Origin of the sequence: Streptomyces sp. NPDC048441 (genome assembly GCF_043200235.1) — a bacterium.
Taxonomy (GTDB): Bacteria; Actinomycetota; Actinomycetes; order Streptomycetales; family Streptomycetaceae; genus Streptomyces.
Genome location: NZ_JBICXM010000004.1, coordinates 165589 through 189482, shown reverse-complemented (window position 1 = coordinate 189482; position 23894 = coordinate 165589). Strand labels below are relative to the sequence as shown.

At 69.7% G+C, this 23894-nt stretch carries 23 protein-coding genes, 1 tRNA gene and 1 pseudogene; 6 read left to right on the top strand and 19 right to left on the bottom strand.

What is annotated here, in order from left to right; genetic code table 11:
* Positions 1-114: 114 nt before the first annotated feature.
* Complete coding sequence (locus tag ACGFSB_RS11995) at positions 115-858, bottom strand: hypothetical protein (protein WP_393397427.1); 744 nt, start codon at positions 856-858, stop codon at positions 115-117.
* A gap of 47 nt (positions 859-905) precedes the next feature.
* On the opposite strand from ACGFSB_RS11995, the gene ACGFSB_RS11990 reads away from it, so the two are divergent.
* Positions 906-1094, top strand: a complete 189-nt coding sequence (locus tag ACGFSB_RS11990; protein WP_363210842.1) for a DUF5703 family protein — start codon at positions 906-908, stop codon at positions 1092-1094.
* Positions 1095-1206: 112 nt separating this feature from the next.
* Here the strand turns inward: ACGFSB_RS11990 and ACGFSB_RS11985 are convergent, their stop codons facing one another.
* The 3 genes from ACGFSB_RS11985 to ACGFSB_RS11975 form a co-directional block, all read right to left on the bottom strand.
* Positions 1207-1980 carry a chaplin gene (locus tag ACGFSB_RS11985; protein WP_393397424.1) on the bottom strand — a complete coding sequence of 258 codons (774 nt, stop codon included), beginning with the start codon at positions 1978-1980 and terminating at the stop codon, positions 1207-1209.
* Positions 1981-2122: 142 nt separating this feature from the next.
* Entirely contained in the window at positions 2123-2356 is a 234-nt protein-coding gene (chpH, locus tag ACGFSB_RS11980; RefSeq protein ID WP_393397421.1) for a chaplin ChpH, read from the bottom strand.
* Positions 2357-2505: 149 nt separating this feature from the next.
* On the bottom strand, positions 2506-3867 hold the full coding sequence (locus ACGFSB_RS11975; RefSeq protein ID WP_393397418.1) for a M20/M25/M40 family metallo-hydrolase: 1362 nt from the start codon (positions 3865-3867) through the stop codon (positions 2506-2508).
* A gap of 182 nt (positions 3868-4049) precedes the next feature.
* Between ACGFSB_RS11975 and ACGFSB_RS11970 the strand changes: the two genes are divergently transcribed.
* A tRNA-Leu gene (locus tag ACGFSB_RS11970) sits at positions 4050-4137 on the top strand.
* A gap of 69 nt (positions 4138-4206) precedes the next feature.
* On the opposite strand, the gene ACGFSB_RS11965 is transcribed toward ACGFSB_RS11970, so the two are convergent.
* Both ACGFSB_RS11965 and ACGFSB_RS11960 read right to left on the bottom strand, forming a co-directional pair.
* Positions 4207-4818, bottom strand: a complete 612-nt coding sequence (locus tag ACGFSB_RS11965; RefSeq protein WP_393397415.1) for a serine hydrolase — start codon at positions 4816-4818, stop codon at positions 4207-4209.
* A 78-nt stretch (positions 4819-4896) separates the two neighbouring features.
* Positions 4897-5268, bottom strand: a complete 372-nt coding sequence (locus ACGFSB_RS11960) for a winged helix-turn-helix transcriptional regulator (protein WP_393397412.1) — start codon at positions 5266-5268, stop codon at positions 4897-4899.
* A gap of 92 nt (positions 5269-5360) precedes the next feature.
* Here ACGFSB_RS11960 and ACGFSB_RS11955 point away from each other — a divergent pair, with 92 nt between their 5' ends.
* On the top strand, positions 5361-6200 hold the full coding sequence (locus ACGFSB_RS11955) for an SDR family oxidoreductase (protein ID WP_393397409.1): 840 nt from the start codon (positions 5361-5363) through the stop codon (positions 6198-6200).
* Between the two features lie 138 nt (positions 6201-6338).
* Here the strand turns inward: ACGFSB_RS11955 and ACGFSB_RS11950 are convergent, their stop codons facing one another.
* Together ACGFSB_RS11950 and ACGFSB_RS11945 are read right to left on the bottom strand one after the other, a co-directional pair.
* Positions 6339-7205 (bottom strand): YhjD/YihY/BrkB family envelope integrity protein, encoded by an 867-nt coding sequence (locus ACGFSB_RS11950; protein ID WP_393397406.1) that lies wholly within the window; start codon positions 7203-7205, stop codon positions 6339-6341.
* An 82-nt stretch (positions 7206-7287) separates the two neighbouring features.
* On the bottom strand, positions 7288-8640 hold the full coding sequence (locus ACGFSB_RS11945; protein ID WP_393397403.1) for a cytochrome P450: 1353 nt from the start codon (positions 8638-8640) through the stop codon (positions 7288-7290).
* 230 nt (positions 8641-8870) lie between these two features.
* Between ACGFSB_RS11945 and ACGFSB_RS11940 the strand changes: the two genes are divergently transcribed.
* Complete coding sequence (locus ACGFSB_RS11940; protein WP_393397400.1) at positions 8871-9896, top strand: 7-epi-alpha-eudesmol synthase; 1026 nt, start codon at positions 8871-8873, stop codon at positions 9894-9896.
* 71 nt (positions 9897-9967) lie between these two features.
* On the opposite strand, the gene ACGFSB_RS11935 is transcribed toward ACGFSB_RS11940, so the two are convergent.
* The 9 genes from ACGFSB_RS11935 to ACGFSB_RS11895 form a co-directional block, all read right to left on the bottom strand.
* The gene (locus ACGFSB_RS11935; RefSeq protein ID WP_393397397.1) at positions 9968-11224 is read right to left on the bottom strand and encodes a cytochrome P450; all 1257 of its coding nucleotides are present in this window, start codon (positions 11222-11224) and stop codon (positions 9968-9970) included.
* The gene (locus tag ACGFSB_RS11930; RefSeq protein ID WP_393397394.1) at positions 11221-11844 is read right to left on the bottom strand and encodes an ATP/GTP-binding protein; all 624 of its coding nucleotides are present in this window, start codon (positions 11842-11844) and stop codon (positions 11221-11223) included. Before ACGFSB_RS11930 ends, ACGFSB_RS11935 begins: the two co-directional genes overlap by 4 nt.
* On the bottom strand, positions 11825-12211 hold the full coding sequence (locus tag ACGFSB_RS11925) for a DUF742 domain-containing protein (RefSeq protein ID WP_393397391.1): 387 nt from the start codon (positions 12209-12211) through the stop codon (positions 11825-11827). The genes ACGFSB_RS11930 and ACGFSB_RS11925 overlap by 20 nt, the downstream gene beginning before the upstream one ends.
* Positions 12208-12618: a roadblock/LC7 domain-containing protein gene (locus ACGFSB_RS11920; protein WP_393397388.1), complete on the bottom strand. Its 411-nt coding sequence runs from the start codon at positions 12616-12618 to the stop codon at positions 12208-12210. The genes ACGFSB_RS11925 and ACGFSB_RS11920 overlap by 4 nt, the downstream gene beginning before the upstream one ends.
* Before the next feature lie 4 nt (positions 12619-12622).
* Positions 12623-14209 (bottom strand): ATP-binding protein, encoded by a 1587-nt coding sequence (locus ACGFSB_RS11915; RefSeq protein WP_393397385.1) that lies wholly within the window; start codon positions 14207-14209, stop codon positions 12623-12625.
* 281 nt (positions 14210-14490) lie between these two features.
* Positions 14491-15903: a hypothetical protein gene (locus ACGFSB_RS11910; RefSeq protein WP_393397382.1), complete on the bottom strand. Its 1413-nt coding sequence runs from the start codon at positions 15901-15903 to the stop codon at positions 14491-14493.
* Positions 15890-18766, bottom strand: coding sequence for a peroxidase family protein (locus tag ACGFSB_RS11905; protein WP_393397379.1), 2877 nt, complete (start codon positions 18764-18766; stop codon positions 15890-15892). Before ACGFSB_RS11905 ends, ACGFSB_RS11910 begins: the two co-directional genes overlap by 14 nt.
* 314 nt (positions 18767-19080) lie before the next feature.
* Positions 19081-19485, bottom strand: a complete 405-nt coding sequence (locus ACGFSB_RS11900; protein WP_393397376.1) for a YchJ family protein — start codon at positions 19483-19485, stop codon at positions 19081-19083.
* A gap of 122 nt (positions 19486-19607) precedes the next feature.
* A complete protein-coding gene (locus ACGFSB_RS11895) occupies positions 19608-20309 on the bottom strand; it encodes a FadR/GntR family transcriptional regulator (RefSeq protein ID WP_393397373.1) in 702 nt (233 codons plus the stop codon).
* Between the two features lie 171 nt (positions 20310-20480).
* Between ACGFSB_RS11895 and ACGFSB_RS11890 the strand changes: the two genes are divergently transcribed.
* Positions 20481-20990, top strand: coding sequence for a gluconokinase (locus ACGFSB_RS11890; RefSeq protein ID WP_393397370.1), 510 nt, complete (start codon positions 20481-20483; stop codon positions 20988-20990).
* Between the two features lie 54 nt (positions 20991-21044).
* Positions 21045-22442 (top strand): gluconate:H+ symporter, encoded by a 1398-nt coding sequence (locus ACGFSB_RS11885; protein ID WP_393397367.1) that lies wholly within the window; start codon positions 21045-21047, stop codon positions 22440-22442.
* Positions 22443-22570: 128 nt separating this feature from the next.
* Here the strand turns inward: ACGFSB_RS11885 and ACGFSB_RS11880 are convergent.
* Together ACGFSB_RS11880 and ACGFSB_RS11875 are read right to left on the bottom strand one after the other, a co-directional pair.
* Positions 22571-23152 (bottom strand): annotated as a pseudogene (locus tag ACGFSB_RS11880) (cytochrome b/b6 domain-containing protein); the annotation flags it as partial.
* Complete coding sequence (locus ACGFSB_RS11875) at positions 23124-23789, bottom strand: molybdopterin-dependent oxidoreductase (RefSeq protein ID WP_393398058.1); 666 nt, start codon at positions 23787-23789, stop codon at positions 23124-23126. The gene ACGFSB_RS11875 and the pseudogene ACGFSB_RS11880, both read right to left, overlap by 29 nt.
* Between the last annotated feature and the right edge of the window lie 105 nt (positions 23790-23894).

Genomic DNA, 23894 nt, shown 5'->3' with positions numbered 1-23894 from the left:
CCGCACCCTCACCCGACGGAACAGGCCTGCCCGCCCCGCCCGTTCGCCCCGCAGGCGTCGGGTGGGGGCAGGGACACGCGATGCGCCCACCCCGCCGCGGTCAGCGATCCGCGGTCAGCGATCCGCGTCCAGCGCCCTCCGGTCCGCATCGACGACATCCACCTCGTCGACCTCCTCCAGCACCGCCACCCCATCGGCATCGACATCGGCTTCGACGTCGAGCCCATCCTCACCCCGCTCGTCATCGAAGACCGCACTGACGTCGAACCGGCACACGACCCGGTGCGGGTCCGCCTGGTCGAAGGGGGCGTCGAGCCACTCCCCCGGCTCGGCGGGCTCGTCCGCCGCGGTGACCCAGAGCGTGGAGTCGCCCTCCTCCAGGCCGAATTCCTTGTGCCGGGAGGCGATCTCGTCCGGTTCGAACTCGCCGAAGAGGACGCCGAGTGCGGCGTGCACACTGCTGCCGGCCGCGGCGGCGGAACTCTCGCCCGCCACAGAGTCCGCGTCGAGATCCGCGACCCGCTGAGCCTGGGCAAGCAGCCGCTGCGGCTCCGCCACGGCGTAGTCCCTGCGGATCAGCACGCTGAGTGCGTTCGCCTCCTCCGGGCCTTGGTACGGCGGCAGCACATCGCTGTCCGTGCCGGGGATCTCGAAGGGGGTGACCTCGTCATAGCGGTCGTAGAGGAGCTCGTCGTACTCCTCGGCCGCCGCGGCCAGCTCGTTGAACGCCTCGTAGACGGCCGGGTCGTCCTCCCCCGACCTGCGTTCGACCGCGGCAAGGTGACGGTCGAGCGCGGTCTTGACCGCCTCGGCGGCGGCGCGTACCTCGGCAGCGGTGGGCTGCGCAGCATCAGACATAGTGCAGACGCTATCCGTACCGGGCGTGTACTTGCACAATAGATGCGATGCCGGAATACGAATTTGTCGACGTGTATGTCCCACGCGGGGTCACCCGCAAGGAAGCGACACGCCTGCTGACCGACCACGCGGAGTACGGACACTGGGAGTTGGACCGCCTGAGCCTGCGCACAGACGGCAGCCGCAGAGTGCGGCTGAAGCGGAGGATCATCCGCCAGCTGCGGGCTACATGGTGACCTGAGAGAAGCGACAAAGAGGGACAAACGGAGCGGGCCCCGCTCACACGGGGCCCGCTCCGTTCACCACGCCGCATCAAGCGGCAGCACACACCTGAATCAAACAGCCTGATCAGGCAGCCGCCCGCGCCCTGCGATACAGCACCGTCCCCGCGAGCAGCGCACCCGCGCCCACCGGAAGCACGATGCCGATCGGCAGCTCGTTGCCCGTCTGAGCGAGCGTCTCCGAGCCCTTGGGCTGCGTGACAGTCTGCGTCCCCGGCTGGTTCGGCACACTGCGGTCGCCGGGCGACTTGTCACCCGGCGTACCCGGCTTGTCCGGATTCTCCGGAGTGCCCGGCTGGTGCGGCTCACCTGGCTGCTGCGGCTCACCCGGCTGGTGCGGCTCACCCGGCGGCTTCGGCTTCGTGGGCGGCTTCTCGCCGCCCGGCGGAGTCACACGGCCCGAGTCGTTCGCGCACTCGTTGCCGGTGGTCGCGTTGCCGAGACCGCCGATGGTGACGCTGTTGCCGCAGACGTTCACCGGCAAGTCGACCGGCATCTGTACGTCATTGCCCGAGGCGACACCCGGCGAGTCGCTGGCGTGCCCATCGGCCGACGCCCCGCCGCCCGAGGGCTTGTGCGAGCCGCTGCCACTCCCCTGGGAGGCGTTGGCGCAGCTGTTGCCCGCCGCGGGGTTGAGCACCCCGACGACGTTGACGCTGTTGCCGCACGCGTTGATCGGAACGTGCACCGGAAGCTGGACCGAATTGCCGGACGCCACGCCCGGCGAATTCGACGCGCTCCCCGCGGCACCCGAGTCGGCGTGCGCGTATCCACCGCTGATGGCGAGTACGCCCGTCGCGGCTGCCACCGTGATCAGGCCTTTTCGCGTGACCTGTCGCATAGTTTTTCCCTGCCTTATGGCGTTCAGGAATACGTACGCGCTTCTCTGCACGTACGTGGAATGCCCGAAGGCCCCGGAGCGCATGGCGCGCACTCCGGGGCCGTCGGACTCAGACCCTCATGGGGTGAGGCACAGCAACGTCTCAGGTGTTGACGCAGGTGTTGCCGAAGGCGGGGTTCAGCAGCCCGATCACGGAGACCGTGTTGCCACAGACGTTCACCGGCACGTGCACCGGCGCCTGAACGACGTTGCCCGAGAGCACACCGGGGGACTTCACGGCGGCACCCTGAGCACCGGCGTCAGCAGCAGCGATACCCGCACACGCGAGCACGAGACCACCAGTGGCAGCCGCAGCAGCGACGACCTTCTTGATCATTGTTCCTCCTCGTTGGCAATGCGATCCCAGCCGCGGACCGCACCACCTGTAACGAGGGGGAGCTAATGGAGCTACGAGCGTATGGTCCCTTTCACTCTTTTCAGTCAAGTACGTACGCGCTGACGATTATTGGAGTGTCAGACCGGCGTTCAGGACGCCTCGATGAACCGGTCGAGCACCCGCACACCGAACTTGAGACCGTCCACCGGCACCCGCTCGTCCACACCGTGGAACATGCCGGCGAAGTCCAGCTCCGGCGGGAGCTTCAGCGGTGCGAAGCCGAAGCCGCGGATGCCCAGGTCGTCGAAGGACTTGGCGTCGGTGCCCGCGGAGAGCATGTACGGCACGGCGCGGGCGATCGGGTCCTCGGCCTGGAGCGCCGTCTGCATGGCGTCGACGAGCGCACCGTCGAAGGTGGTCTCGAGGGCCTTGTCCGCGTGCACGTCCGTGCGCTTGACGTTCGGGCCGAGGATCCGGTCCAGGTCTGCGAGGAACTCGTCCTCGTACCCCGGCAGGAAACGGCCGTCGACGTGCGCGACCGCCTGGCCGGGGATGACGTTGACCTTGTAGCCCGACTGCAGCTGGGTCGGGTTGGCCGTGTTCTGCAGCGAGGCGCCGATGAGCTTGGCGATGCCGCCGAGCTTGGCGAGCGTGGCATCCATGTTCTCGGGGTCGAGTTCGGTGCCGAGGGCGTCACCGAGCTCGTCGAGGAAGTGCCGCAGCGTCTTGGTCACCCGCACCGGGAACTTGTGCCGGCCAAGGCGGCCGACGGCCTCGGACAGTTCGGTGATGGCGTTGTCCTTGTGGATCATCGAACCGTGCCCTGCGGTGCCGTCCACGGTCAGCTTCATCCAGTGCATGCCCTTCTGGGCCGTCTCGACGAGGTAGAGGCGCAGCTGCTCGTTGACGGTGAAGGAGAAGCCGCCGACCTCGCTGATGGCCTCCGTGACGCCTTCGAAGAGTTCCGGGTGGTTGTCGACGAGATAGCGCGCGCCGTACGTGCCGCCCGCCTCCTCGTCGGCCATGAAGGACAGCACGATGTCGCGCGGGGGCTTACGGCCGGTGCGCATCCGCTCGCGTACGACCGCGAGGGTCATCGCGTCCATGTCCTTCATGTCGACGGCGCCCCGGCCCCACACACAGCCGTCCGCGATCTCACCGGAGAAGGGGTGGTGCGTCCAGTCCTGGGCGTTCGCCGGTACGACATCGGTGTGGCCGTGGATGAGCAGCGCGGGCCGGGAGCGGTCCTCGCCCTCGATGCGCGCCACCGTGGAGGCCCGTCCGGGGTGCGATTCGAAGATCTGCGGCTCGAGCCCCACCTCGGCGAGCTTCTCCGCGACGTACTCGGCAGCCTTGCGCTCCCCCGGGCCCGAGTGATCGCCGTAGTTGCTGGTGTCGATGCGGATCAGATCGCGGCAGAGATCGACGACCTCGTCCTCGCCGGTGACACCGGTGCCGGGCCGCGACCGGTCCGTCCTGCCCGCCCTGTCGGCCCTGCTCGACTCGCTCACGATGGTTCCTCCCGCTATCGCTGCTGGTGGTCCCCTTCATCCTCCCGCGCCGACCCCCCGACGCCCAAGGCCGGGCGCCCGCCGTCACAGGCCGTTCACGCACGTGGCCCGTGTGATCGGAGGGCCCCGAATGTTTGCTATGGTTTTCCACGTCGCCGCGGGAAACCGCGACAGACCACCTGGTCCGGGTGGCGGAATGGCAGACGCGCTAGCTTGAGGTGCTAGTGCCCTTTAACGGGCGTGGGGGTTCAAGTCCCCCCTCGGACACCAGAGATTGACCACAAATGCGCTGGTCGGGAGCGATCCCGACCAGCGCTTTGCGTTGCCTGTCCGGGGGCGTCAGACCCGCTCAGCGACGCCTTGGGTCAGCTTCAGCTGAGCGTCCTGAAGGTTCCACCGACCTTTCTGGCAGGCGTGATTGCTCACCCAGAACACCATGATCCCGTCGCGGCGGAACTCCGCGACCGTCGCCAGCGACCAGTCGTTGCCCCCGTCGTGCCAGGCGACCCGGCCGTCATCGGAGTCGACGACGACCCAGTCGTAGCCATAGGCCCCGTCCAGCTCCGGCACCCGCACCCGCGGGGCGAACAGCTTCCGCTTCGCTGCCGCGGACAGGATGCTGTCGCCGGTGAGGGCGCGGTGCCAGCGGAACATGTCCCGGGCGGTGGAGAGCATCCCGCCGTTGCCGCGCAGATTCCAGTACGGCCCGTCGGGCGCCGACGGATGGTCCATCGGCCGCCCCTGCGGGCGCCCGTGCCGAACTCGCAATGGGCGCACGGCTACCCGCCACACCCGCCGCATCCGCCACGGAGCAGCCCGTACGGCGACGCGCGCTTGCGGCTCACGGTCGTCGGCGTGGCGACGGCCGTCGCGGTCCTCGTCGGCGCGGGCGCGGCAGCGGTCGGCACGACCACGACCGTGCAGGAGGAGCAGACGGAGATGAGCACACACCAGCCCCGAGAGATCCGCTTTCGATACTCGGATACTCGGATACTCGCCCTGGAGACTTCGAGGCCGGCCGCTACCGCACTATTCGGGGCTGCGCGGCGACAGCCGCTGTGTGATCCGGTCGAACAAGTCCGTCAGCGGTTCACCGACGTCCTGACCGAACTCGGTCAGCCCGTAGGTGACCTGGGGCGGCGTCGTCGGCTCCACCTCTCGCCAGATCAGGCCGTCCTTGACCAGCGCGCGCAGGGTCTGTGCGAGCATCTTCTCGCTGATGCCCTGGATGCTGTCGCGCAGCTCGTAGAACCGAAGGGTGTTGCTCCGCAAGGAGATCAGCACCCAGATACCCCACCTGCTGGTGACGTGGTCGACCACATCACGCGCGGGGCAGTCCGTGTGAAACACCTCATACCGAGTGCCCGTCCCACCCTGCGTCAGCTGCGCGCCTTCCCTCATGTCCGGAGCTTACCTCTGGGTATGTTCTTACGGAAAGTAAGCCCGCCTCCTAGCGTCAATTTCCGCAGTGCACAACGGACTAGGAGCTGAACATGATTGTGGTGACCGGAGCTACCGGCAACGTGGGCCGGCCTTTGACGCAGGCCCTGGCCGAAGCGGGCGAGCAGGTGACGGCGGTGTCGCGGCACGCGGTGGCGGTGCCTGACGGAGTCCGGCATGTGGCGGCCGACCTGGCCGAGACGGCAAGCCTCAGGCCCGCGCTGGAGGGGGCGAAGGCGCTGTTCCTCCTGCTCTCCGGCGACCTGCACACCCCCGAAGCCAGGCCGGCCGACATCATCGGCCTGGCCGCCGCCAGCGGGGTCCGCCGGGTCGTCCTGCTGTCTTCGCAGGGCGTGGCGACCAGACCGCTCGGCCCGTCGCGGGTCGCGATGCGCGCGGTGGAGGACACGTTGCGGGAGTCAGGCCTGGACTGGGCCGTCCTGCGACCGGGCGGCTTCGCCTCCAACGCCATGGCCTGGGCGGAATCCGTCCGCACGCAAGGGACGGTCGCCGCACCCTTCGGGGACGTGGGGGTGCCGGTCATCGACCCGGCGGACATCGCCGAGGTCGCGGCGGCCTGCCTGCTGGACGACCAGCACAACGGCGGGATGTACGAGTTGACCGGGCCGGAGGTGATCACGCCGCGTCAGCAGGCGGAGACGATCGCCGCCGCGCTCGGCTCACCCGTACGGTTCCACGAACTCACCCGCGACGAGGCCAGGGCCGGGATGACCCGGTTCGTACCGGCGGAACTCGCCGACGACACCCTGGACATCATCTCCGCCCCGATCCCGGCCGAACTGCGGATCAGCCCGGACGTGGAACAAGTCCTGGGCCGCGCCCCGCACCCCTTCAGCGGCTGGGTCGCCCGCAACCTCGGCGCTTTCCGCTGAGGCACTGACCATGCGCGGCGGCGAGCCGGACATCGAGGCACCGTCCGCCAGAAGCGGCGGTGGTGCTCCACGGCGCCGTCGACCGGCCGGCTGCCGCCGCGCCCCCTTCTCCCCACCGGAGGTGAACCGCTTCCTTGATCAGTTCGATTCGTCGGCCGTCAGTCCGCGCCGTAGCCGCTGCTCGTGAGCGAGGCGTCCCACCAGTGCTCCGCCGTAGACGACGAAGCCCACCCCCACCAGCCAGGACTGCAAGATCAGGACGGTCCCGAACGGGCCGTACGTCGCCGCGTTCGACGCGATCAGCGGCGAGAAGACGAACTGCGAGAAGATCCGCAGCCCGAGTAGCCCGAAGGCGGTCGCGGCGGCCCCGGGGGCCAGGGCCCGCCAGCGGAGCCGGCCGCAGAGGAGCAGGCGCTGCGACCACCAGAAGAAGAGGAACACTCCGATGGTGTCGCCCACGGCGACCAGGACGGTGCCGACGCCGGAAGGTTCCTTCGGCGCGAGCGTGGTGACGAAGAGCAGCAGGAAGAAGACGAGGACGGCCAGCCAGACGACGTGCCTCCACATCGTGTGCCAGCGCGCCGGAGGCAAGCCCCACACGCGTTCGTAGCCGGTCTGTACGGCGGATCCGAAGGTCACACCGAACGCGGCGAGCGCGGCGAGGCCCAGCGCCGTGGTCCGCTGCAACGCCTTCCCCGGCACGCCAAACAGCCGTTCGATGTCCGCCTCCGGCACCTCGGACACCCCGAGCCCCTGCACCAGCCATCGGGCGAAGCCCTCTCCCCTCGCGAGGTCGGCCGCGGCGACCACGACCAGGAGGGGCACGAGGGTGAGGAAGCTGAGCGCCGCGAAGCCCATGGCACGGTGCATCAGCTCCATCTCGCGCCCACGGTTCCAGGCAAGGCCGACAACCGAGGCCAGCGGGCCGCGATGGAGGCGCGGGAACCGCTGTCCGTGCCGCGCGGAGCCGCCGTCGTGCTCCGGTGTACGAGATGCTGGGGGCATGTCGGATCGCATACCCGCAATCCGTCCGGGACCAGTCCGGCGTACCGCCGAACGGGCTTGATTCCGTGGCCCGCCCTTCGCGTCAGGCCCGCGGCCCCGGCGTCATCATGAGCGTGCTCGGCCGGACCGTGGCCCGCGCCACGGGGCGTACCTTCTGGTCGGGGACCGGCGCCAGGCGCCAGGCTCCGGCCATCGTCGCGATCGCCGTCGTCAGCTCGGTCAGCGCGAAGTGGTCGCCGATGCACTTGTGTTTGCCCGCACCGAAGGGCAGGAACGCCCCGTCCGGCAGGGCCGCCTTCTGTTTCTCGTCCAGCCAGCGGTCGGGGTCGAAGCGCAAGGGGTCCGGGAAGAAGTCCGGATCGCGGTGCAACGCGTGCTGGCAGTACGCCAGTTCCGTGCCCGCGGGGATCTCGAACTCACCCAGCTGGATCGTGTCCAGGGTGCGGCGGGTGACCAGCCAGCCGGTGTGGTGCAGGCGGAGCGCCTCGGTGATGACGTTGCGCAGGTAGGTGAGCTTGGGGATGTCCTCGAAGGCCACGGGGCGGCCGTCGAGCACCTCGGCGAGCTCGGCCTGGAGGCGCTGGTCGACCTCGGGGTTGCGGGCGAGCTCGTACAGGACCCAGGACAGGACGGACGCCGTGGTCTCCGTGCCGGCGACGGCGAGGGTCAGGACCTCGGAGCAGATCTGGTGTCCGGTCATCGGCCGGCCGGTCTCCTCGTCCTGAGCGCTCAGGAGCATGGAGAGCATGTCTCCGGTGTCGTGCCCGGAGGCCCGCAGTTCGTCGACCGCGTTGCCGATGATGGCGCGCACGGCGGCCCGTGAGGCGTTGAAGCGCCGGTTGGCGGGCAGCGGCAGCTTCTCCACCCAGTCCGGGAGCATGACGCGCGTACCGACGCCGTTCATGACCACGGAGAGGTCGCGTCGCAGCCGCTGGAAGGCCTGCTCGTCGAGGCTGGAGGCGAAGACCGTCGCCGCGAGCATGTCGAGGGACAGCTTGACCATCGCCTCGCGTACGTCGAGGACCTGGCCGGACTTCCAGGTGGCGACCGTCCGGGTCACCTCGTCGCGCATGAGGTCGACATACCGGGCGATCTCCGTTTGCCGGAAGGCCGGCTGGAGCTGGCGCCTCTTGCGTACGTGGTCCGCACCCGCGGCGGTCACCACACTGTCGCCGCCGAGGACTTGGCCCATCTTCTCGAAGAAGCGTCCCTTGTCCAGGCCGGGCGCCAGGTCCACCAGCATCTGGCGGATCAGCGCCGGTTCGTTGACGACGATCGTCGGCTGTTGCGGCTGGAGGTGGATCCTGACCAGCGGCCCGTAGGCGCGCAGGGACGCGATGAAGGCGAGGTTGTCACGCAGGAGGGGGATCGCGTGGCCGAGCAGCGGGAGCGAACCCGCCGCGGTCGGTATGGGGGGCGGCGCAACGGTGGTCACGGTGGCTCAGTGGCTCCTTCGGGTGATCCAGGTGCCGCATCCATGCCCACCCCTCCCCCAGACGCAACCCCCGCCCCACAGAGCACTTCTGACACGCAGGATGATCTGCGTCACAGCATAGATCGTTTACGTCAGGGGCAGTCTGCTAGCGCAGTTGATCGATCAATCGAACACGCGCCCGCATGGGGAGTGCAGGGGGGGCTCCCTATGCGCATTTCTAGGAGACGTGAATGCCGCAGGACGTCCGGTTCGACCTCCCCTTCACCACCCCCGTCAGCGAGCACCTCGAGTACGCGCGCGAGCAGCACCTGCGCTGGGTGAGGGACATGGGCCTGGTCCGAAGTAAGGCCGGTTTCGAGGAGTACGAGAGTTGGGACCTGCCCCAAGCCGCGATACGCACGTATCCACACGCCTCTGCCGACGACATGGTCGTCCTGATGAACTGGTTCTCCCTGGCCTTCCTCTTCGACGACCAGTTCGACACCGGTCGCCCCGACCGCGCCGACCGCATCGCGGAGGTCGCCCGTGAGCTCATCGCCACGCCGCTGCGTCCCGCCGGCAGCGAGCCCCGCGTCATCTGCCCGATCACGGTGGCCTGGGCGCAGGTGTGGGCGCAGCTGGCCGACGGTATGTCGCTCGCCTGGCGGACGCGGTTCGCCGCGTCCTGGGGACGGTTCCTGGTCGCACACACCGAGGAGGTCGACCTGGCCGCGCGGGGTACCGCCCTCGGAGTCGACGCGTACACGGACTTCCGGCGGCGCACCGTGGGCATCCATCACAGCATCGACGCCGGTGAGCGCAGCCGCCGTTTCGAGGTGCCGGCCCAGGTGCAGGCGCATCCGGTCATGATCGGGCTGCGGGACGCCGCCGCGGACACCATCGGGTTCATGAACGACATCCACTCCTTCGAGCGCGAGAAACGCCGCGGAGACGGCCACAACCTCATCACCGTGCTGCACCACGAACGCGGCTGCTCCTGGGAGGAGGCCGCCGACGAGGCGATCAGGACGACTACGGAGCGGCTGCGGGACTATCTGCTGCTCGAGGCGCAGGTTCCCGCGATGTGCGACGAGCTCGGCCTCTCGGACGACGAGCGCGACCAGGTACGGATGGGCGTGGAGGCCACGCAGCACTGGATCAACGGCAACTACGAATGGGCCCTGGTCACAGGCCGGTACGCGGCGGTCAAGGACAGCCCCGCGGGCGTGGCCGAGGAGCAGGGGCGCGGGTCGCTCGACGACCTGCTGACCGTCTGACACGAGCCTGGGAACGTCCGGCACGAGCCTGAGTCGGCCGGACCGCACCGCGCGGTCCGGCCGACGGCGTCTCAGACCCCGACGGCCTGGGCGGCGAACTCGACCGGGAGCCGGTCGAGGCGCGCCTCCCACGTCGAGGCGGTGGTGGTCAGTTCCCCGGGCGCGACGGACACCTGCAGCCCGGAGAGCCGGTGCAGCAGGACGTCGACGGCCGTCTCGATGATGGCCTGGCCCACTCCCTGCCCCGGGCACTCGTGGGAGCCGCCGCTGAACGCGAGATGGGCCTGGTTGCCGTGCAGATCCGCCGAGGCGTCCGGCCGGACCTCCGGGTCCAGATTGCCCGCGGCGAGACCGAGGACGAGCAGGTCTCCCGCCTGGATCTGCCGGCCGCCGAGCTCCAGGTCGGCCGTGGCGAACCGCCCCGGGCAGACAGCGAGCGGCGGCGTGTTCCACATGACCTCCTCCACCACGGCGGAGATGTTCAGCTGTCCGCTCACCAGGCCCGCCATGTGCGAGGTGTGTGTGAGCACCGACTGCAGGACCCGGGCCAGGAGGTTGCTGGTGGTGGTGTGGGCGGTGATGAGGACCAGGCGCAGATGGCCGAGGATCTCGTCGTCGTCCAGATCGGCCTGGTGGCGCAGGAGCCCGGTGGTGAAGTCGGCGCCCGGCTCGGCACGCTTGCGCTCGGCCAGCGCGGCCAGGATCTGCATGATGCGGTCGTTGTGCGCGATGGCGTCCTCGCCGCCCTTGATGACCTGGGCGCAGGAGACGGCGAGTTGCCGCCCCTCGCGCTCGGCGAGACCGAAGAGGCGGGTCAGTACGAGCATCGGAAGGTACTCGGCGTACTGGGTGACGAGGTCGGCGTGCCCCTTGTCGGCGAACGCGTCGATCTGCTTGTTGGCGAAGTGCGTGACGTGCCGCTTGATGCCACGGTCCGCCAGGGCCTGCAGATTGTCCGTGACCGCCCCGCGCAGGCGCCGGTGTGCCTCGCCCTCCTGGGAGACGCAGTCGGGACGCCAGCCGACCATCTGCATCAGCGGGGATGTGTTCTCGACGCGGCCCTCCTTCCAGTCCCGCCAGATCCGCGAGTCACGGGTGAACTGGCGGGGGTTCTCCAGGACCCGCCGGTTCTCGCGGTAGCCGAGGACCAGCCAGGCGGGTACGTCCCCCTCGAGCAGGACGGGGGCCACCGTGCCGTGCTGCTTGCGCAGCCTTTCGTAGCTGCCCTGGTGGTCGTCGGCCACGGCCTCCCCGTACAGGCGGGCGACCCCGCCCGGTCCGCCGTGCTGGACCGGGCAGCCTCCGGAGGCCGGCGTCGGGGAGTTCATCGGGCGGCCTCCAGGGCGGCGGTGGAGCGTTCCTTGAGATGGCGGATCAGGGCGATGAGCACATCGCGGCTCGACTCCCGGTCCCTGGCGTCGCAGGCGACGACCGGTGTGTGCTCGGGGATGTCCAGGGCGTCCCGTATCTCTTCGACGGGGTGGTTCTGGGAGTCCGGGAAGACATTGAGGGCGATGACGAAGGGCACGCCCTGCCGCTCCATCTCCTCTATCGCCCGGAAGCTGGACGCCAGACGCCGGGTGTCGACCAGGACGACGGCCCCCAGGGCTCCCTTGAACAGGCCGTTCCACAGGAACCAGAAGCGTTCCTGGCCGGGCGTGCCGAACAGATAGAGCACGAGCTGTTCGTTGAGGCCGATCCGTCCGAAGTCGAGGCTGACCGTGGTCTCGTGCTTGTCGGCGACACCGATGAGGTTGTCGACGTCGATGCTGGCCTGGGTGAGAGTCTCCTCGGTGGTGAGCGGTCTGATGTCGCTCACGGAGCGGACCATGGTGGTCTTGCCGGTGCCGAAGCCTCCGGCGATCATCACTTTGACCGAGCGGCTTTCAGCGGGCAGTGAGCCCGCTTCTCTCGGCTGGTCCGGACGGTCAAAGCCTTTGAAGTCCACTGAGTACCTCCTCAAGGAGCGCGAGGTCCGCCCCATGGCCGGGTGTGGAAGCCGGGATGGGATCACGGGCGTCCACCTTGCCCGCTTCCAGCAGGTCGGCCACGAGCACCGCGAGAATGTTGAACGGCAGTCCGAGATGGGCGCCCAACTCGGCCACCGACAGCGGATCGCGGCACCAGCGCACGATTTCCTCGTGCTCGTGCTGCATACCGGGGGCGGGGGCGGAGCGGGAGACGATGAGGGTCGCCACGTCGAGGCCGGCGGCCGGCCCGCCGGGACCACTGCGTCCGCCGGTGAGTACGTAGTAGCGCTCGAGGCCGGACGGGTTCGTGGACCGTGGGGGGCCGGACCGGTGGGGGCCGCTCATCCAGACTGCTCCTCCTGGCGCGGAGTGGTGCCGAGGAGCTCACCCATCCTGCGGGACAGATCCCTCATCTGATGGCCGAGCAGCCCCTGGTCGAGCCCTTCCTTGGCGAGGACTCCGAGGTACGTCTCCACTCCGGCCCGCACCACGAAGAGGTGCCCGCCGTCGACCTCGATCATCGCCAGGCGCAACTGGCCGCCGTACTTGGGGAACTGGTCCGCCACGGGCTGTGCGAGCGCCTGCAGCCCCGCCACCACAGCGGCGAAGCGGTCCACGTCGTCCGGGTCGTCGGCTCCGTACGACGTGATGGCCTTGCCGTCGCTCGAGGCCACCAGCGCGAAGCGGATCTCCTGGATGCTCTCGGTCAGATCGCGGAGCGCCCAGCTCACGTCGGTTTCGTGTTGCGTCATGTGGCTAGTCGCTCTCTTCGGTGCGGGCCTCGTGGGTGCGAGCCTCGTCGGTCTCTCGTCCGGCGGTGGCGAAGGCCGCCATGCCGGTGAAGGACGCGTCCGGCGGCACTACGGGCGGCGCGGGAGTGGCCGTCATGGTGTCCGGCTTGTCGGCCCCCTTCGGGGAATCGGTGCGCTTGCTCCTGCGCCTGGGCAGGCCGCCCGGGGTGATGTCCCCGGTGGCCTCGAGGGCCGCGGAATCGGCCGGGCTCAGGTGCTCGGGCACGACGAGGGACTCGTCCATCGGGGCCGCTTCCGGGGCGGGTTCCTGCGGATGGGCCGGTGCCGTCACGGAGACGGCGGGCAGCGGGCTGAAGTACTTGTGCGGTACGACGACGACCACCGAGGTGCCGAGCCAGGGCGAGTCGGCGAAGGTGACCCTGATGCCGTACTTGCGGGCGAGGGTGCCCACGACGCGCAGGCCCAGGTGTGCGTCCTCCGAGAGGCCGCCGAGACCGGGGCCCGCGGCGACGCCTTCGAGCGCCTGAAGCGCCTGCTGCTTCTTCTCCTCGGTCAGGCCCTTGCCCGCGTCCTGGATCTCGATGCCGACGCCGTTGGGCACTTCCTTGCCGGACACGACGACCGGCTCGGTGGGCGGCGAGTAGCGTGCCGCGTTGTCCAGGAGGTGGGCGAAGACCAGCGTGAGGTGGTCCACCAGACCGCCGTCGACGCCGAGTTCGGGCAGCTGGCGCAGTTGCACGCGGTCGAAGTCCTTGATGCGGCCGATGCCGCCGCGTACGACACTGAGCAGGCGCTGCGGCTCCTGCCACTGGCGGCCCGGCCGGTCCGTGCCGCCGAGGACGCCGATGCTCGCGGCCAGGCAGTCGGCGGGGCCGATCGCCTGGTCGAGCTCCATCAGGCCCTGGGCGACGACCGGAGTCCTGCCGTGCTCTCCCTGCATCTCGTGCAGGCGGCCGCGGATCTTCCCGGTGAGTACGTGGATCCGGCTGCCGATGCTGATCACGGCCTGCTCGGCGGAGGTGCTGCGGTTGAACTCCTCCTCGACGGCGATCAGGCCGGTTCGCAGGACCTTGCGCAGTTCGAGCCTGAACTCCGGTGTGATCTCGGTCTCTTGATCCAGGGCGAGCGGCAGGACGTCGTCGATCGCCTCGCCGCCGCGCAGGCCGTCGATGGCCTCGGGCAGGAACTCTTCCGCGAGGCGGGCGACCAGGGCCTGCTGCTGGTCGAGACGCCACTGCCACACCTTGGCCTCGTCGGCCTGGTGGGCCTCATAGGCGGCGCGCCCGTCCTCGTACTGCCGCTCCAGGGTGGCGACGTGCTGCTGCCACTGCTGGGAGTGGTCGAGCTGGGCGGTGCGTGCGTCGTCGGCCGCGCGGCGCAGTCCCTGTCGCGTGCGCAGCAGCAGGCGTATGCACACGGCGGCGGCCGCGGTTGCCGCGAGGCCCGCGATCGCGGTGGGTATTCGAGCCGGGTCGGAGCCGACGGCCAGGGCGGCGACGCTGCCGACGCCGAGGCCGATCGGCAACAGCCACCAGCTGTACCAGGCTGCCGGCGCCCGAGCTGCCGCCGACGGCGGAGTGGCAAGTTCCATCTGCATCCTCAAACCAACGCGATCGAAGAGTGGACAACCCAACCAAGGGGTCGCACCCATCGCATCTCGGTACCCCCTGGGACGGCGGCACCCCCTCGATCACCTGCGTGATCCCCCGTGCGACAGCGCGACAGCGCCGTGCGGCGCGACAAACTGAGATCGCGTCAACTCACGGCGCCGCAACGGAGCTTATCTGGTTCGGCACGGCATTGATCAACCCGGTGGGTCACTGGCCGGGAGCAGTAGGTGATCTTCAGCCAGGCGCGTCGGCACCGACTGGATCATGGCTGATTCACGTCGCTGTCCCACAAGCCGCCGTGCCGCCGGTGCGGTCCCGTCAGACCGTTCGTGAAGAACCTCTCGTAGTAACGCGTCTCCACGTGGTGGGCCTGGAGCCAGACTCCGGGGACGTGGATCGCGTCCGTGTGCGCGGGGAAGCGGCGGTGCGTCCGGAGGATGTACGCGCAGATGTCGCGGGCGCACTCGACGACCCGCTCGTCGTACTCGCTCGCCTCCGCCAGGTACCGCTGTCCGTAGTCGTCCTTGTAGATGCGCGCGAACACGTCCTTGTCGCCGTACGTGCCCCCGGGGCCGAACTTGTCGCGGATCACCGCATCCACCGCGTCCGACATCGACGCGAACGCGGGCGGACAGGTGGCGGAGATCAGCTGCTCGCCGTCGGGCGCCCTGAGGCCCACCGGGTGCGAGCGGACCGTCGCGTACTTGGGGAGCGGGATGTGCCAGCGCCACACGTCGGCGAGGCGCCAGCGCGGCGTGACGAAGGTGAAGCCGAGCATCTTTCCGTAGACGCGGGAGAACTTGGGGTCGCCCAGGGCTATCTGGGGGTTGATGGAGGCGTGGATCCAGGCGCCGAGGCCCATCGCCTCCGCCACCAGCATCAGGTTCTGGAGGAGCAGGTCCGCTTCTATCTGGGTGCGGAGGGGGCCGAGCGCCCCCAGCGGCAGCTTCAGGTCCCCGTTCAGGAAGCCGTTCTTGATCCATTTCTTGACGCCCGCCGGGCGGTAGAAGTTGCGGTCGTCCACCAGGGTCGGCCGCGCCCCGTCCGGCTGGGTGAGCAGGTACATCAGGGCGTTGATGTACTGGTGGGACAGGTCCACCACCGGGAACAGGACCGTCGTACCCGGCAGGTTGGACAGGAAGCGGTTCGAGTCCAGGTAGGCGGGGAAGTCCCGCAGGCCCTCCGCCACGTCGAGGCGGTGGTCGAGGACCTTGACCTTGGCCTCCCCCGCACGGGCGGTCAGGGTCACGGCGTCGAAGGGTTCCCGCGGCGCCGGGGGCAGTTTCCGCAGGTAGTACGTCCCCGTGTCGTTGATCAGGAAGAAGTGCGTGCCCTGCGCGTTGTCGGGACTCCCTGCCGTACGCCCCGCCATCGTCAGGTTCGGCTTCGCCATGATCGGCTTGCCGTCGCGCGGGTCCTCGAAGGGGCGGTCCGGCATCGTGAGCCCGGTGCAGCCGGTGAGGGAGATCAGGACCGCTTCCTCCAGGTCGGTCAGCGGCTGTGGGGTGTCCTTGGAGACGTAACTCATCGAACCGGCCGGGACGTTGGCGCCGCGGCTCACCCGGTGGGTGCGGCGGCGCCAGACCGTCTCCAGGAGAGGGCGTACGAAGAGGTCGGCGAGGCCCGGGTGGTGGCCGTTCGCCCGGCTGTCGGGCCCTTCCTCACTCGGCGGCATCGCTGCCTCCGTCGCGCGTCGGCGGCACCTGCCGCCATGGCGCGAAGGCGCTCGCGTCGCGCGGCAGCAGGCCCGCGAGGTCCGGGGCGTGCCGCTGGATCACGGACTTCATGCCGCTCTTCTCCACCCACTCGATGCCCAGCGGCGTGTAGATCTCGGGGCGGTAGTCGACGGTCAGGAAGCGGTCGCTCTGCAGGCGTCGCGTGGCCATCAGGATGAAGATGCGGAAGGCGGTGTCGCTGAAGCCGAAGCCGGTCGGCGGATTCTCGGCGAACAGGCCGACCACCGTGTCGATCTCGTCGACCGAGTCGTAGACGTCCTTGAGGCGCGCGACGGTCTCGGGGTCCTGACTCAGGTCCTCGAAGCGCCTGATGCGCGGCTTGTGCAGGCCCGCGCGGAAGTCGTTGTAGCGCGGCACGCCCCGCCTGCGGGTGCGGACGAGGTCGACGACCGACAGGTCGATGATCTCGCCGTCGCGCTCGAAGCGCTGCAGCGCGCGCGGGAAGTTGTTCAGGGTGATCGCGCCGGGGTGGGCGATGCCGAACGAGTAGAGGGTGTCGGCAAGTCCCGTCTTGCGGATGGCGGCCTCCGCCGCGCCGCCCTGGATGTCGAGGAAGCCGAGGCTCTCCAGGCGCTGCCCGAAGCGGTGTTCGCGCATCTCGTAGTCGTCGGGGATCAGCGGGTGCATCCGGTAGACGGTGACGAAGTCCTCGGTGAGGGAGTAGGGCGCCGCGTGGTGGTCGGGGAGGGTCTTGGGGATGCCGGTCAGCGAGTGGGACTCCAGGAGCCACAGCCCCAGCTTGTTGAGCCAGTTGGCCGGCGGGCCCTCCCAGTTGGTGTGCAGGCCGATGTCGATCGCCTCGGTGGCGAGGATCGCCGGGGTCCACTCCACTGTGTGGATCTTGGCGATGAGGGCGGAGACGACCAGTCGTGCCGTGTGGTAGACGCTGTCCTCGCTCATGGCGGGGTACTCGGAGCGCAGTGCCGCGCAGACCGCGTTGTGCTCGCGGGCGAAGAGGGTGTGCATCGCACTGAGGCCGAGCCACCAGCTCTCGTTGAAGCCGGTGAGCGGGATGCCGTTCTGGCCGACGGGCAGGTAGCCCTCCTCCAGGCGGAGGTTGGCGCTGCCGTCGGGCTCGCGCAGGAACTTCGCGGTCCGCTCGTCAGCGCCGTACACCTCGGAGCCGTCCCACCAGTGGGAGGCGGAGTTGGCGAAGAGGATCGGGGGCTGGTCGGCCGGCAGCTGGATGCCCTCGTTCTCGGCGAAGCGCATCACGTTCTCGGGCGGCCCGCCGGGGGTGTTGTGCCAGCTGCTGCCGGGCGGCAGCGGGACCTCGACGGACTTGCCGCCGAGGGGGTGGCGGCGGTGGTTGACCCAGTCGTGGACCTGGAACTGGATCCAGGCGGCGGCCAGGATGTTGAGCGAGGTCGCCGGTACGAAGGTGTCGCGCTGGAGGAGCGTACGGCTGACGGTGACCGGGTTCGGGGTGTCGAAGAGGTCGGGCCGGTAGTCCGGCTTCAGGTTGCGGCCGAAGGCCGCGCCGACGGCTCCCATGGACGGCGCGGAGAGGTCGTTGTACGTGCCGTCGTACGACCGGGACGTGCGCAGCCGCTCGTCGGCCGGGGCCGGCACGGGGGCGGCCTTCGGCGGTGCCTCGTGGACATCGGTGTCGATGAGGTTGAGGCGCCGCAGGGCCTTGCGCAGGAAGACCAGGTTCAGCAGGCTCGCCTCCATCGGCAGCCTGTACCACGGCACATAGCGGTTGAGCGCGCGGAAGAACCCGCCCACGGGGATGCCGAGCACCCGGTTGCGCAGTGGCTCCTCGGTGGTGAAGCGCAGCCCCTGGCGGTGGGCGGCGCTCGCCTCGTACGCGGACTTGCGGGCGCGGTTGAGATTGCCGAGGGGGCGGAAGTCGTCGGTCGTGTACCAGGGGTTGAAGGCGAGCTCCTCGACCCGCCCGGCGGCTGCCTGCGCCTCTACGGTGGCCAGGTCCTGGCGTGGCACGGTGAGACGTGCGATGGGCACCGCGGGCGTGATGGCGTCCTTCCACTCCACGGAGCCGTCCTCGATGGGCGTGCGCTTCTCGTCCACGTACCGCTGGACGCACAGGTCGAAGGCGACGTCCGACGTCACGAGACGGTGCGCGAGTTCGCGGTGCAGGAAGCCGGGGTCGCGGCGCTCGGGCTTGGGCTCGGGGGCGCTGCCCACGACGGGGCGCAGAAGGTAGCGGACCGGGCCCGCCTCGCCCCACAGGATGGCGCCACGACTCCAATAGGTCTCCCTGGCAAGGCTGTTGACCGTGTGCCGGGTCGCCGCCTGGATGTTGCGCCGCATCCGGGTCGCGGTGGAGAGCCCGACGGCGAGCGGCAGCTTCACCAGGAGGCCGAAGGCCTTCTGTACCGGGCTGTTCGCGCCCGCCATGGCCTTGGCGAAGGCGACGAACTCACGGGCGTCACGGGCGTGCGACACCGGGAAGTTGGTGGCCAGCAGGTCGTGGCTCTCCTCGGCCGACACGGTCACGCGCACGGCCACGCCGCGCAGATCGGCCACGGCGTCGGGCTGCCGGGTGCCGCTCGCATTCGAGAGCCGCACGGTCGCCGGATACTCGGCGCCGGGCTGAGCGAACCCACTCCGCAGGGCCTCGGGAATGTCGTCGTGGAAGGCGAGGCGGGCGTTCTCCACCCCGAGCGCGGATTTCGCGTGCTGGGTGCGCGCGAGGGAACCGGCGCCGCTGCTGCGCCGGTTCTTGTCCTGGACCTTCATTATTTCGCGGGCCAGGCGCTCGAAGAGGCGCCGCTCAGCCTCGGGGCTGCCGCCCATGTATCGCTCGTAGGTCTGCTCGTCCTGTCCGGTGTCGGCCATCAGGCGCTTCCTTCGCACGCAGGCGTACGGGGCGGGGGGCTGGCCCCTGTGTGACGACAGGGCCTAGGGCCTGTCTGACGACAGGGCCTAGGACGCTACTGGCGGCACGGGACAGCCGCAGCGCGGGTTCCCGCCTATGTATGGGGCGCGGCCTGAGCATCGAACTGGCGGGCGGGCGGCGGCATTTGGGCCCGTCGGCGGCCTGAGGTGGCCGTGGGGCGCGGCGCGGGTGATCGTCCGGTCGTCCCTCTGGGGGTCTCCTCGCACAGCAACCCCAGGAGCGGGGCGTGCGGATGGCCGATCCCGGACCGCGGTCAGTCGATGAAGGCTCCGTCGACGTACACCCAGGCCCCGTCGAGCCGCTCGAAACGGCTCCGCTCGTGCAGGGCCTCCTTGCGGCCCCCATCGGTGTAGCGGGCCCGGAACTCGACCGTGCCGGTGGTGTGGAACGCGGTGCCGTCCGCCGTGTCGAGGATCTCCAGGCCGGTCCACCGCAGGCCCGGGTCGAACTCGACGCGGGGCGGCCGGGTCCCGGGGTGCCAGGTGCGCAGGAGGTAGGCCTCGTCCTTGACGGCGAAGGCGCAGTAGCGGGAGCGCATCAACTCCTCGGGCGCAACGGCCACGGCCTCACCCCGGTGCAGTCGGCCGCAGCACTTCTCGTACGGCTCGGGGTGCCCGCAGGGGCAGCTGGTCTGGGGGCGGGTGGCACGTCGGGACATGCGGACCATTGTCCCTGACGAGCGGACGCGGAAGGGAGCGCCCCGAAGGGGCGCGGGGAACGGCGCGACCAGCCACGACGCACCCGCGGACAGACACCGAAGCCCCGGAAGGGAGGAATCCGCTACGGGGCAAGAATGTCCAGCTCGTGCAGCGCCCCCACGGCGATCTCCCGCGTAAGCGCCTCCGCGCGGACAGCGTCCCCTTCGCGCACCGCCTCCGCAAGCCGCACGTGCAACGTGACCGCCGCCGGATCCGGGTCCTCGAACATCACCTGGTGATGGGTGCGGCCCGAGAGAACCTCGGCCACGACGTCGCCGAGGCGGGCGAACATCTCGTTGCCCGACGCGTTCAGGACGATGCGGTGGAAGTTGATGTCGTGGAAGAGGTAGCCCTCCAGCTGCTGCCCCCGCGAGGTGGCGACCATGCCGAGGGCGCACTCGGTGAGGGCCGCGCACTGCTCGGGCGTGGCGTGCTGGGCGGCGAGCCCCGCGGCGGCCGGTTCGATCGCCGAGCGCAGGACCGTGAGGGAGCGCAGCTGGCGCGGCCGGTCGGCGCCTGCGAGACGCCACCGGATGACCTGCGGATCGTAGACGTTCCACTGTTCGGTGGGCAGTACGGTCACGCCGACCCGGCGCCGGGACTCGACGAGGTGCATCGACTCGAGGACCCGCACCGCTTCCCGTACGACGGAGCGTGACACCTCGAAGCGCTGGGCCAGCTCGTCGGTGCGCAACACGCTGCCCGGCGGGTACTCGCCTCCGGTGATGGCGGGCCCGAGGCTTTCCAGTACGCGAGCGTGCAGCCCACGGGCCTGTGCGGTCATGACGTCAGGGTATGTGGGGACCCTCGGGAACAAAAAGTCAGACTTTTGTGTCACAGACTCTTGAATTTGTCTGACCTAATGGGTTTCAGTGACGTGAACGAGCCATGGGTCTCCCCCGGCCCGTGGCTCGTTTCGGACCGATGTCGATGAAGACAGCAAGGCAGGACAGCGATGAGCACCCCCCACGTCGTCGTAGTGATGGGCGTGGCAGGAACCGGCAAGACAACGATCGGTCCCCTGCTCGCGGCACAGCTCGGCGTTCCCTACGCCGAGGGCGACGACTTCCACCCCCCGGCGAACATCGCCAAGATGTCGGCCGGGACCCCGCTGACCGACGAAGACCGCTGGCCGTGGCTCGATGCCATCGGCTCCTGGGCCCACGGCAGGGCCGGGGTCGGCGGTGTGGTCAGCAGCTCGGCGCTGAAGCGCAGCTATCGCGACCGGCTGCGGGCCGAGGCCCCCGGCCTCGTCTTCGTACACCTCACCGGAGACCGGGCCCTCATCGAGGACCGGATGTCCCACCGGGAGGGCCACTTCATGCCGACGGCCCTGCTCGACTCGCAGTTCGCCACGCTTCAGCCGCTCGGCGCGGACGAGGCGGGCGTGGCGGTCGACGTCACCGGCGGTCCGGAAGAGATCAGCGAGCGGGCCTTCAAGGCATTGGGCGCGCTCGGCAAGTAGCACCGTTCACCCCGTCCCCCGCACCCCCCTCCCCTGACGTACAAGGAAGACACCGTGACCAGTCTCAGCGTTGAGATGCTGGCAGCGGACGCCGTCGAGCCGATCACCTCCGCTGGCCATGCCCAGCTGGGTATCGCCGTCCTCGCGGGCATCGCCGTCATCGTCCTGCTCATCACGAAGTTCAAGCTGCACGCGTTCCTGGCCCTGACCATCGGGTCACTCGCCCTCGGCGCCTTCGCGGGTGCTCCGCTCGACAAGGCGATCGCCAGCTTCACCATGGGCCTCGGCTCCACGGTCGCGGGCGTGGGTGTGCTGATCGCCCTCGGCGCGATCCTCGGCAAACTGCTCGCCGACTCCGGCGGCGCGGACCAGATCGTCGACACGATCCTGGCCAAGGCGGGCGGGCGCGGGATGCCCTGGGCGATGGTCCTCATCGCCTCGGTGATCGGGCTCCCGCTCTTCTTCGAGGTCGGCATCGTGCTGCTGATCCCGGTCGTCCTGATGGTCGCCAAGCGCGGCAACTACTCGCTGATGCGGATCGGCATCCCGGCGCTCGCCGGTCTGTCCGTGATGCACGGTCTGATTCCGCCGCACCCCGGTCCGCTGGTCGCGATCGACGCGGTGGACGCCAACCTGGGCATCACCCTCGCCCTCGGCGTGCTCGTCGCCATCCCGACGGTGATCATCGCCGGTCCCGTCTTCTCGAAGTACGCGGCGCGGTGGGTGGATGTCCCCGCCCCCGAGAAGATGATGCCGCAGCGTCCTTCGGAGGACCTGGAGAAGCGTCCCGGCTTCGGCGTGACGATCGCGACCGTGCTGCTTCCCGTGGTGATGATGCTGGCCAAGGCCCTGGTCGACATCATCGTCGACAACCCCGAGCACACGGTCCAGCGGGTCTTCGACGTCATCGGGTCGCCGCTGATCGCGCTGCTCGCGGCGGTCATCGTGGGCATGTTCACCCTTGGCCGTGCGGCCGGCTTCACCAAGGACCGTCTTTCGACCACCGTCGAGAAGTCGCTCGCGCCGATCGCCGGTGTGCTGATGATCGTCGGTGCGGGTGGCGGCTTCAAGCAGACCCTCATCGACTCGGGTGTCGGTCAGATGGTCCTGGACATTTCCAAGGACTGGTCGATCCCGGCGCTGCTTCTGGCGTGGCTGATCGCCGTGGTGATCCGCCTCGCCACGGGGTCCGCGACGGTGGCCACCATCTCGGCCGCGGGGCTTGTGGCTCCACTGGCCGCGGGGATGACCGACACGCACACCGCGCTGCTCGTGCTGGCCATCGGGGCGGGGTCGCTCTTCTTCTCGCATGTGAACGATGCGGGGTTCTGGCTGGTGAAGGAGTACTTCGGGCTGAGCGTGGGGCAGACGATCAAGACCTGGTCGGTCATGGAGACGATCATCTCTGTGGTCGCGGGTGGGCTTGTCCTGCTGCTCTCGCTGGTGATTTAGCCGGGGTCAGGGCGGGATCCATTTCCCCGATCCCGCCCCTTCCCCAACCTTCCGGCTCCGCCGGGCTCCTGGTTCGGCAGATCACCGGCTCCGCCGAGTTCGTCCTCAATCGCCGGACGGGCTGAAAGCCACAGCGGATGCTCCCGTTCCGCCCACCCCGGGTCCACCGACCCGGTCCGCATTCCCCGCCTCGCCTCTGGATCCGCCCACGCCATCCCCACGTGTCCGGCGAGCACCACGCCGAGTGCCAGGGCCAGCCAGTCGTGGACGAACGTGCTTCCCGTGCGCCATGCCAGTGGGGCCAGGTGCGTGAACCACATCAGCAGGCCCGTGCCCAGCATCACCAGGACCGCCCCGCCGATCCAGCCGGCGTACAGCTTCTGGCCCGCGTTGAACTTTCCCGCCCGCCGGGTGCGGCGCCGCAGCCAGGCCTTGTCGTACGGGCCGAAGCGGTTCAGGAGCCGCAGGTCGCCGCGGAACGCGCGGGAGGCGAGGCCCGCCAGGAAAGGGGCCGGGAGCAGCAGGCCCGACCACTCGTGAACCCTGACCACCAGCTCGCGGCGTCCGACCAGTTCGGCCAGGAACGGGAGGTACAGGCACCCCGCCGTCGCCACGCACACACCCATCAGAAGCGCCGTCAGGCGATGCACCCACCGCTGGGTGAGGGTGAAACGCGCGACCTCAGGTCGTGGGCTCGTCGTCCCTGCCATTCGAATCACCCACCCACGCGTCGACGTCGTATCCCCGCCGTTCCCAGTAGCCCGGCTCCACCTCGTCCGTGAGCGTGATCCCGGAGAGCCACTTCGCCGACTTGTAGAAGTACATCGGGGCGGCGTAGAGGCGGGCCGGGCCGCCGTGGCTGTGGCCCAGGTCCTTGTCCTGCATCCGCAGGGCCACGAGGACATCCGCCCGCCGCGCCTGACGCAGCGTCAGGCTCTCGCTGTACGTCCCGTCGAAGCACGTGAAGCGGACCGCGCGGGCGGTGGAGCGTACCCCTGACGCGTCCAGGATGCGGGAGAGACGCACGCCTTCGAAGGGTGTCTGAGGCACTCGCCAGCCCGTCACGCACTGGACGTCCCGCACCAGCCGCGTCTGCGGCAGGGCACGCAGTTCGGCCAGCGTGTAGGTGCTCGGGCGGTCCACCAGGCCGTCGATCTTCAGGCGGTACGTCGACTCGCTCCGATGCGGGACGGACGCGGCCACGGAGTAGTAGCGGAAGCCGCCGCCGTTGGGGAGCAGGTCCGTCAGGCCCGTGGGGTCCTTGTCGGACGCGGCGCCCAGGAATGATTCCAGGCCCCGCTGGAGCGGTGGCGCGGCGGCCACGCCCACGACGCCGAGGCCGATCATGCCGAGGACGAGGCGGCGGCCGACCGGCGCACCGCCGCCGTCCTCTTCTGACTGACGCGGAAGGGGAGTTGTCACCCTTCGATTCGAGCACCCGCGGCCCCCGGG

Bases quoted from the DNA above. Each gene is read 5' to 3' on its own strand.
- ACGFSB_RS11905 (WP_393397379.1), bottom strand. From the start codon at position 18,766: ATGGCCGACACCGGACAGGACGAGCAGACCTACGAGCGATACATGGGC.
- ACGFSB_RS11895 (WP_393397373.1), bottom strand. From the start codon at position 20,309: ATGACCGCACAGGCCCGTGGGCTGCACGCTCGCGTACTGGAAAGCCTC.
- ACGFSB_RS11875 (WP_393398058.1), bottom strand. From the start codon at position 23,789: ATGATCGGCCTCGGCGTCGTGGGCGTGGCCGCCGCGCCACCGCTCCAG.
- ACGFSB_RS11935 (WP_393397397.1), bottom strand. From the start codon at position 11,224: ATGAACTCCCCGACGCCGGCCTCCGGAGGCTGCCCGGTCCAGCACGGC.
- ACGFSB_RS11960 (WP_393397412.1), bottom strand. From the start codon at position 5,268: ATGAGGGAAGGCGCGCAGCTGACGCAGGGTGGGACGGGCACTCGGTAT.
- ACGFSB_RS11950 (WP_393397406.1), bottom strand. From the start codon at position 7,205: ATGCCCCCAGCATCTCGTACACCGGAGCACGACGGCGGCTCCGCGCGG.
- ACGFSB_RS11985 (WP_393397424.1), bottom strand. From the start codon at position 1,980: ATGCGACAGGTCACGCGAAAAGGCCTGATCACGGTGGCAGCCGCGACG.
- ACGFSB_RS11925 (WP_393397391.1), bottom strand. From the start codon at position 12,211: ATGAGCGGCCCCCACCGGTCCGGCCCCCCACGGTCCACGAACCCGTCC.
- ACGFSB_RS11990 (WP_363210842.1), top strand. From the start codon at position 906: ATGCCGGAATACGAATTTGTCGACGTGTATGTCCCACGCGGGGTCACC.
- chpH (WP_393397421.1), bottom strand. From the start codon at position 2,356: ATGATCAAGAAGGTCGTCGCTGCTGCGGCTGCCACTGGTGGTCTCGTG.
- ACGFSB_RS11900 (WP_393397376.1), bottom strand. From the start codon at position 19,485: ATGTCCCGACGTGCCACCCGCCCCCAGACCAGCTGCCCCTGCGGGCAC.
- ACGFSB_RS11955 (WP_393397409.1), top strand. From the start codon at position 5,361: ATGATTGTGGTGACCGGAGCTACCGGCAACGTGGGCCGGCCTTTGACG.
- ACGFSB_RS11890 (WP_393397370.1), top strand. From the start codon at position 20,481: ATGAGCACCCCCCACGTCGTCGTAGTGATGGGCGTGGCAGGAACCGGC.
- ACGFSB_RS11995 (WP_393397427.1), bottom strand. From the start codon at position 858: ATGTCTGATGCTGCGCAGCCCACCGCTGCCGAGGTACGCGCCGCCGCC.
- ACGFSB_RS11915 (WP_393397385.1), bottom strand. From the start codon at position 14,209: ATGGAACTTGCCACTCCGCCGTCGGCGGCAGCTCGGGCGCCGGCAGCC.
- ACGFSB_RS11910 (WP_393397382.1), bottom strand. From the start codon at position 15,903: ATGCCGCCGAGTGAGGAAGGGCCCGACAGCCGGGCGAACGGCCACCAC.
- ACGFSB_RS11940 (WP_393397400.1), top strand. From the start codon at position 8,871: ATGCCGCAGGACGTCCGGTTCGACCTCCCCTTCACCACCCCCGTCAGC.
- ACGFSB_RS11920 (WP_393397388.1), bottom strand. From the start codon at position 12,618: ATGACGCAACACGAAACCGACGTGAGCTGGGCGCTCCGCGATCTGACC.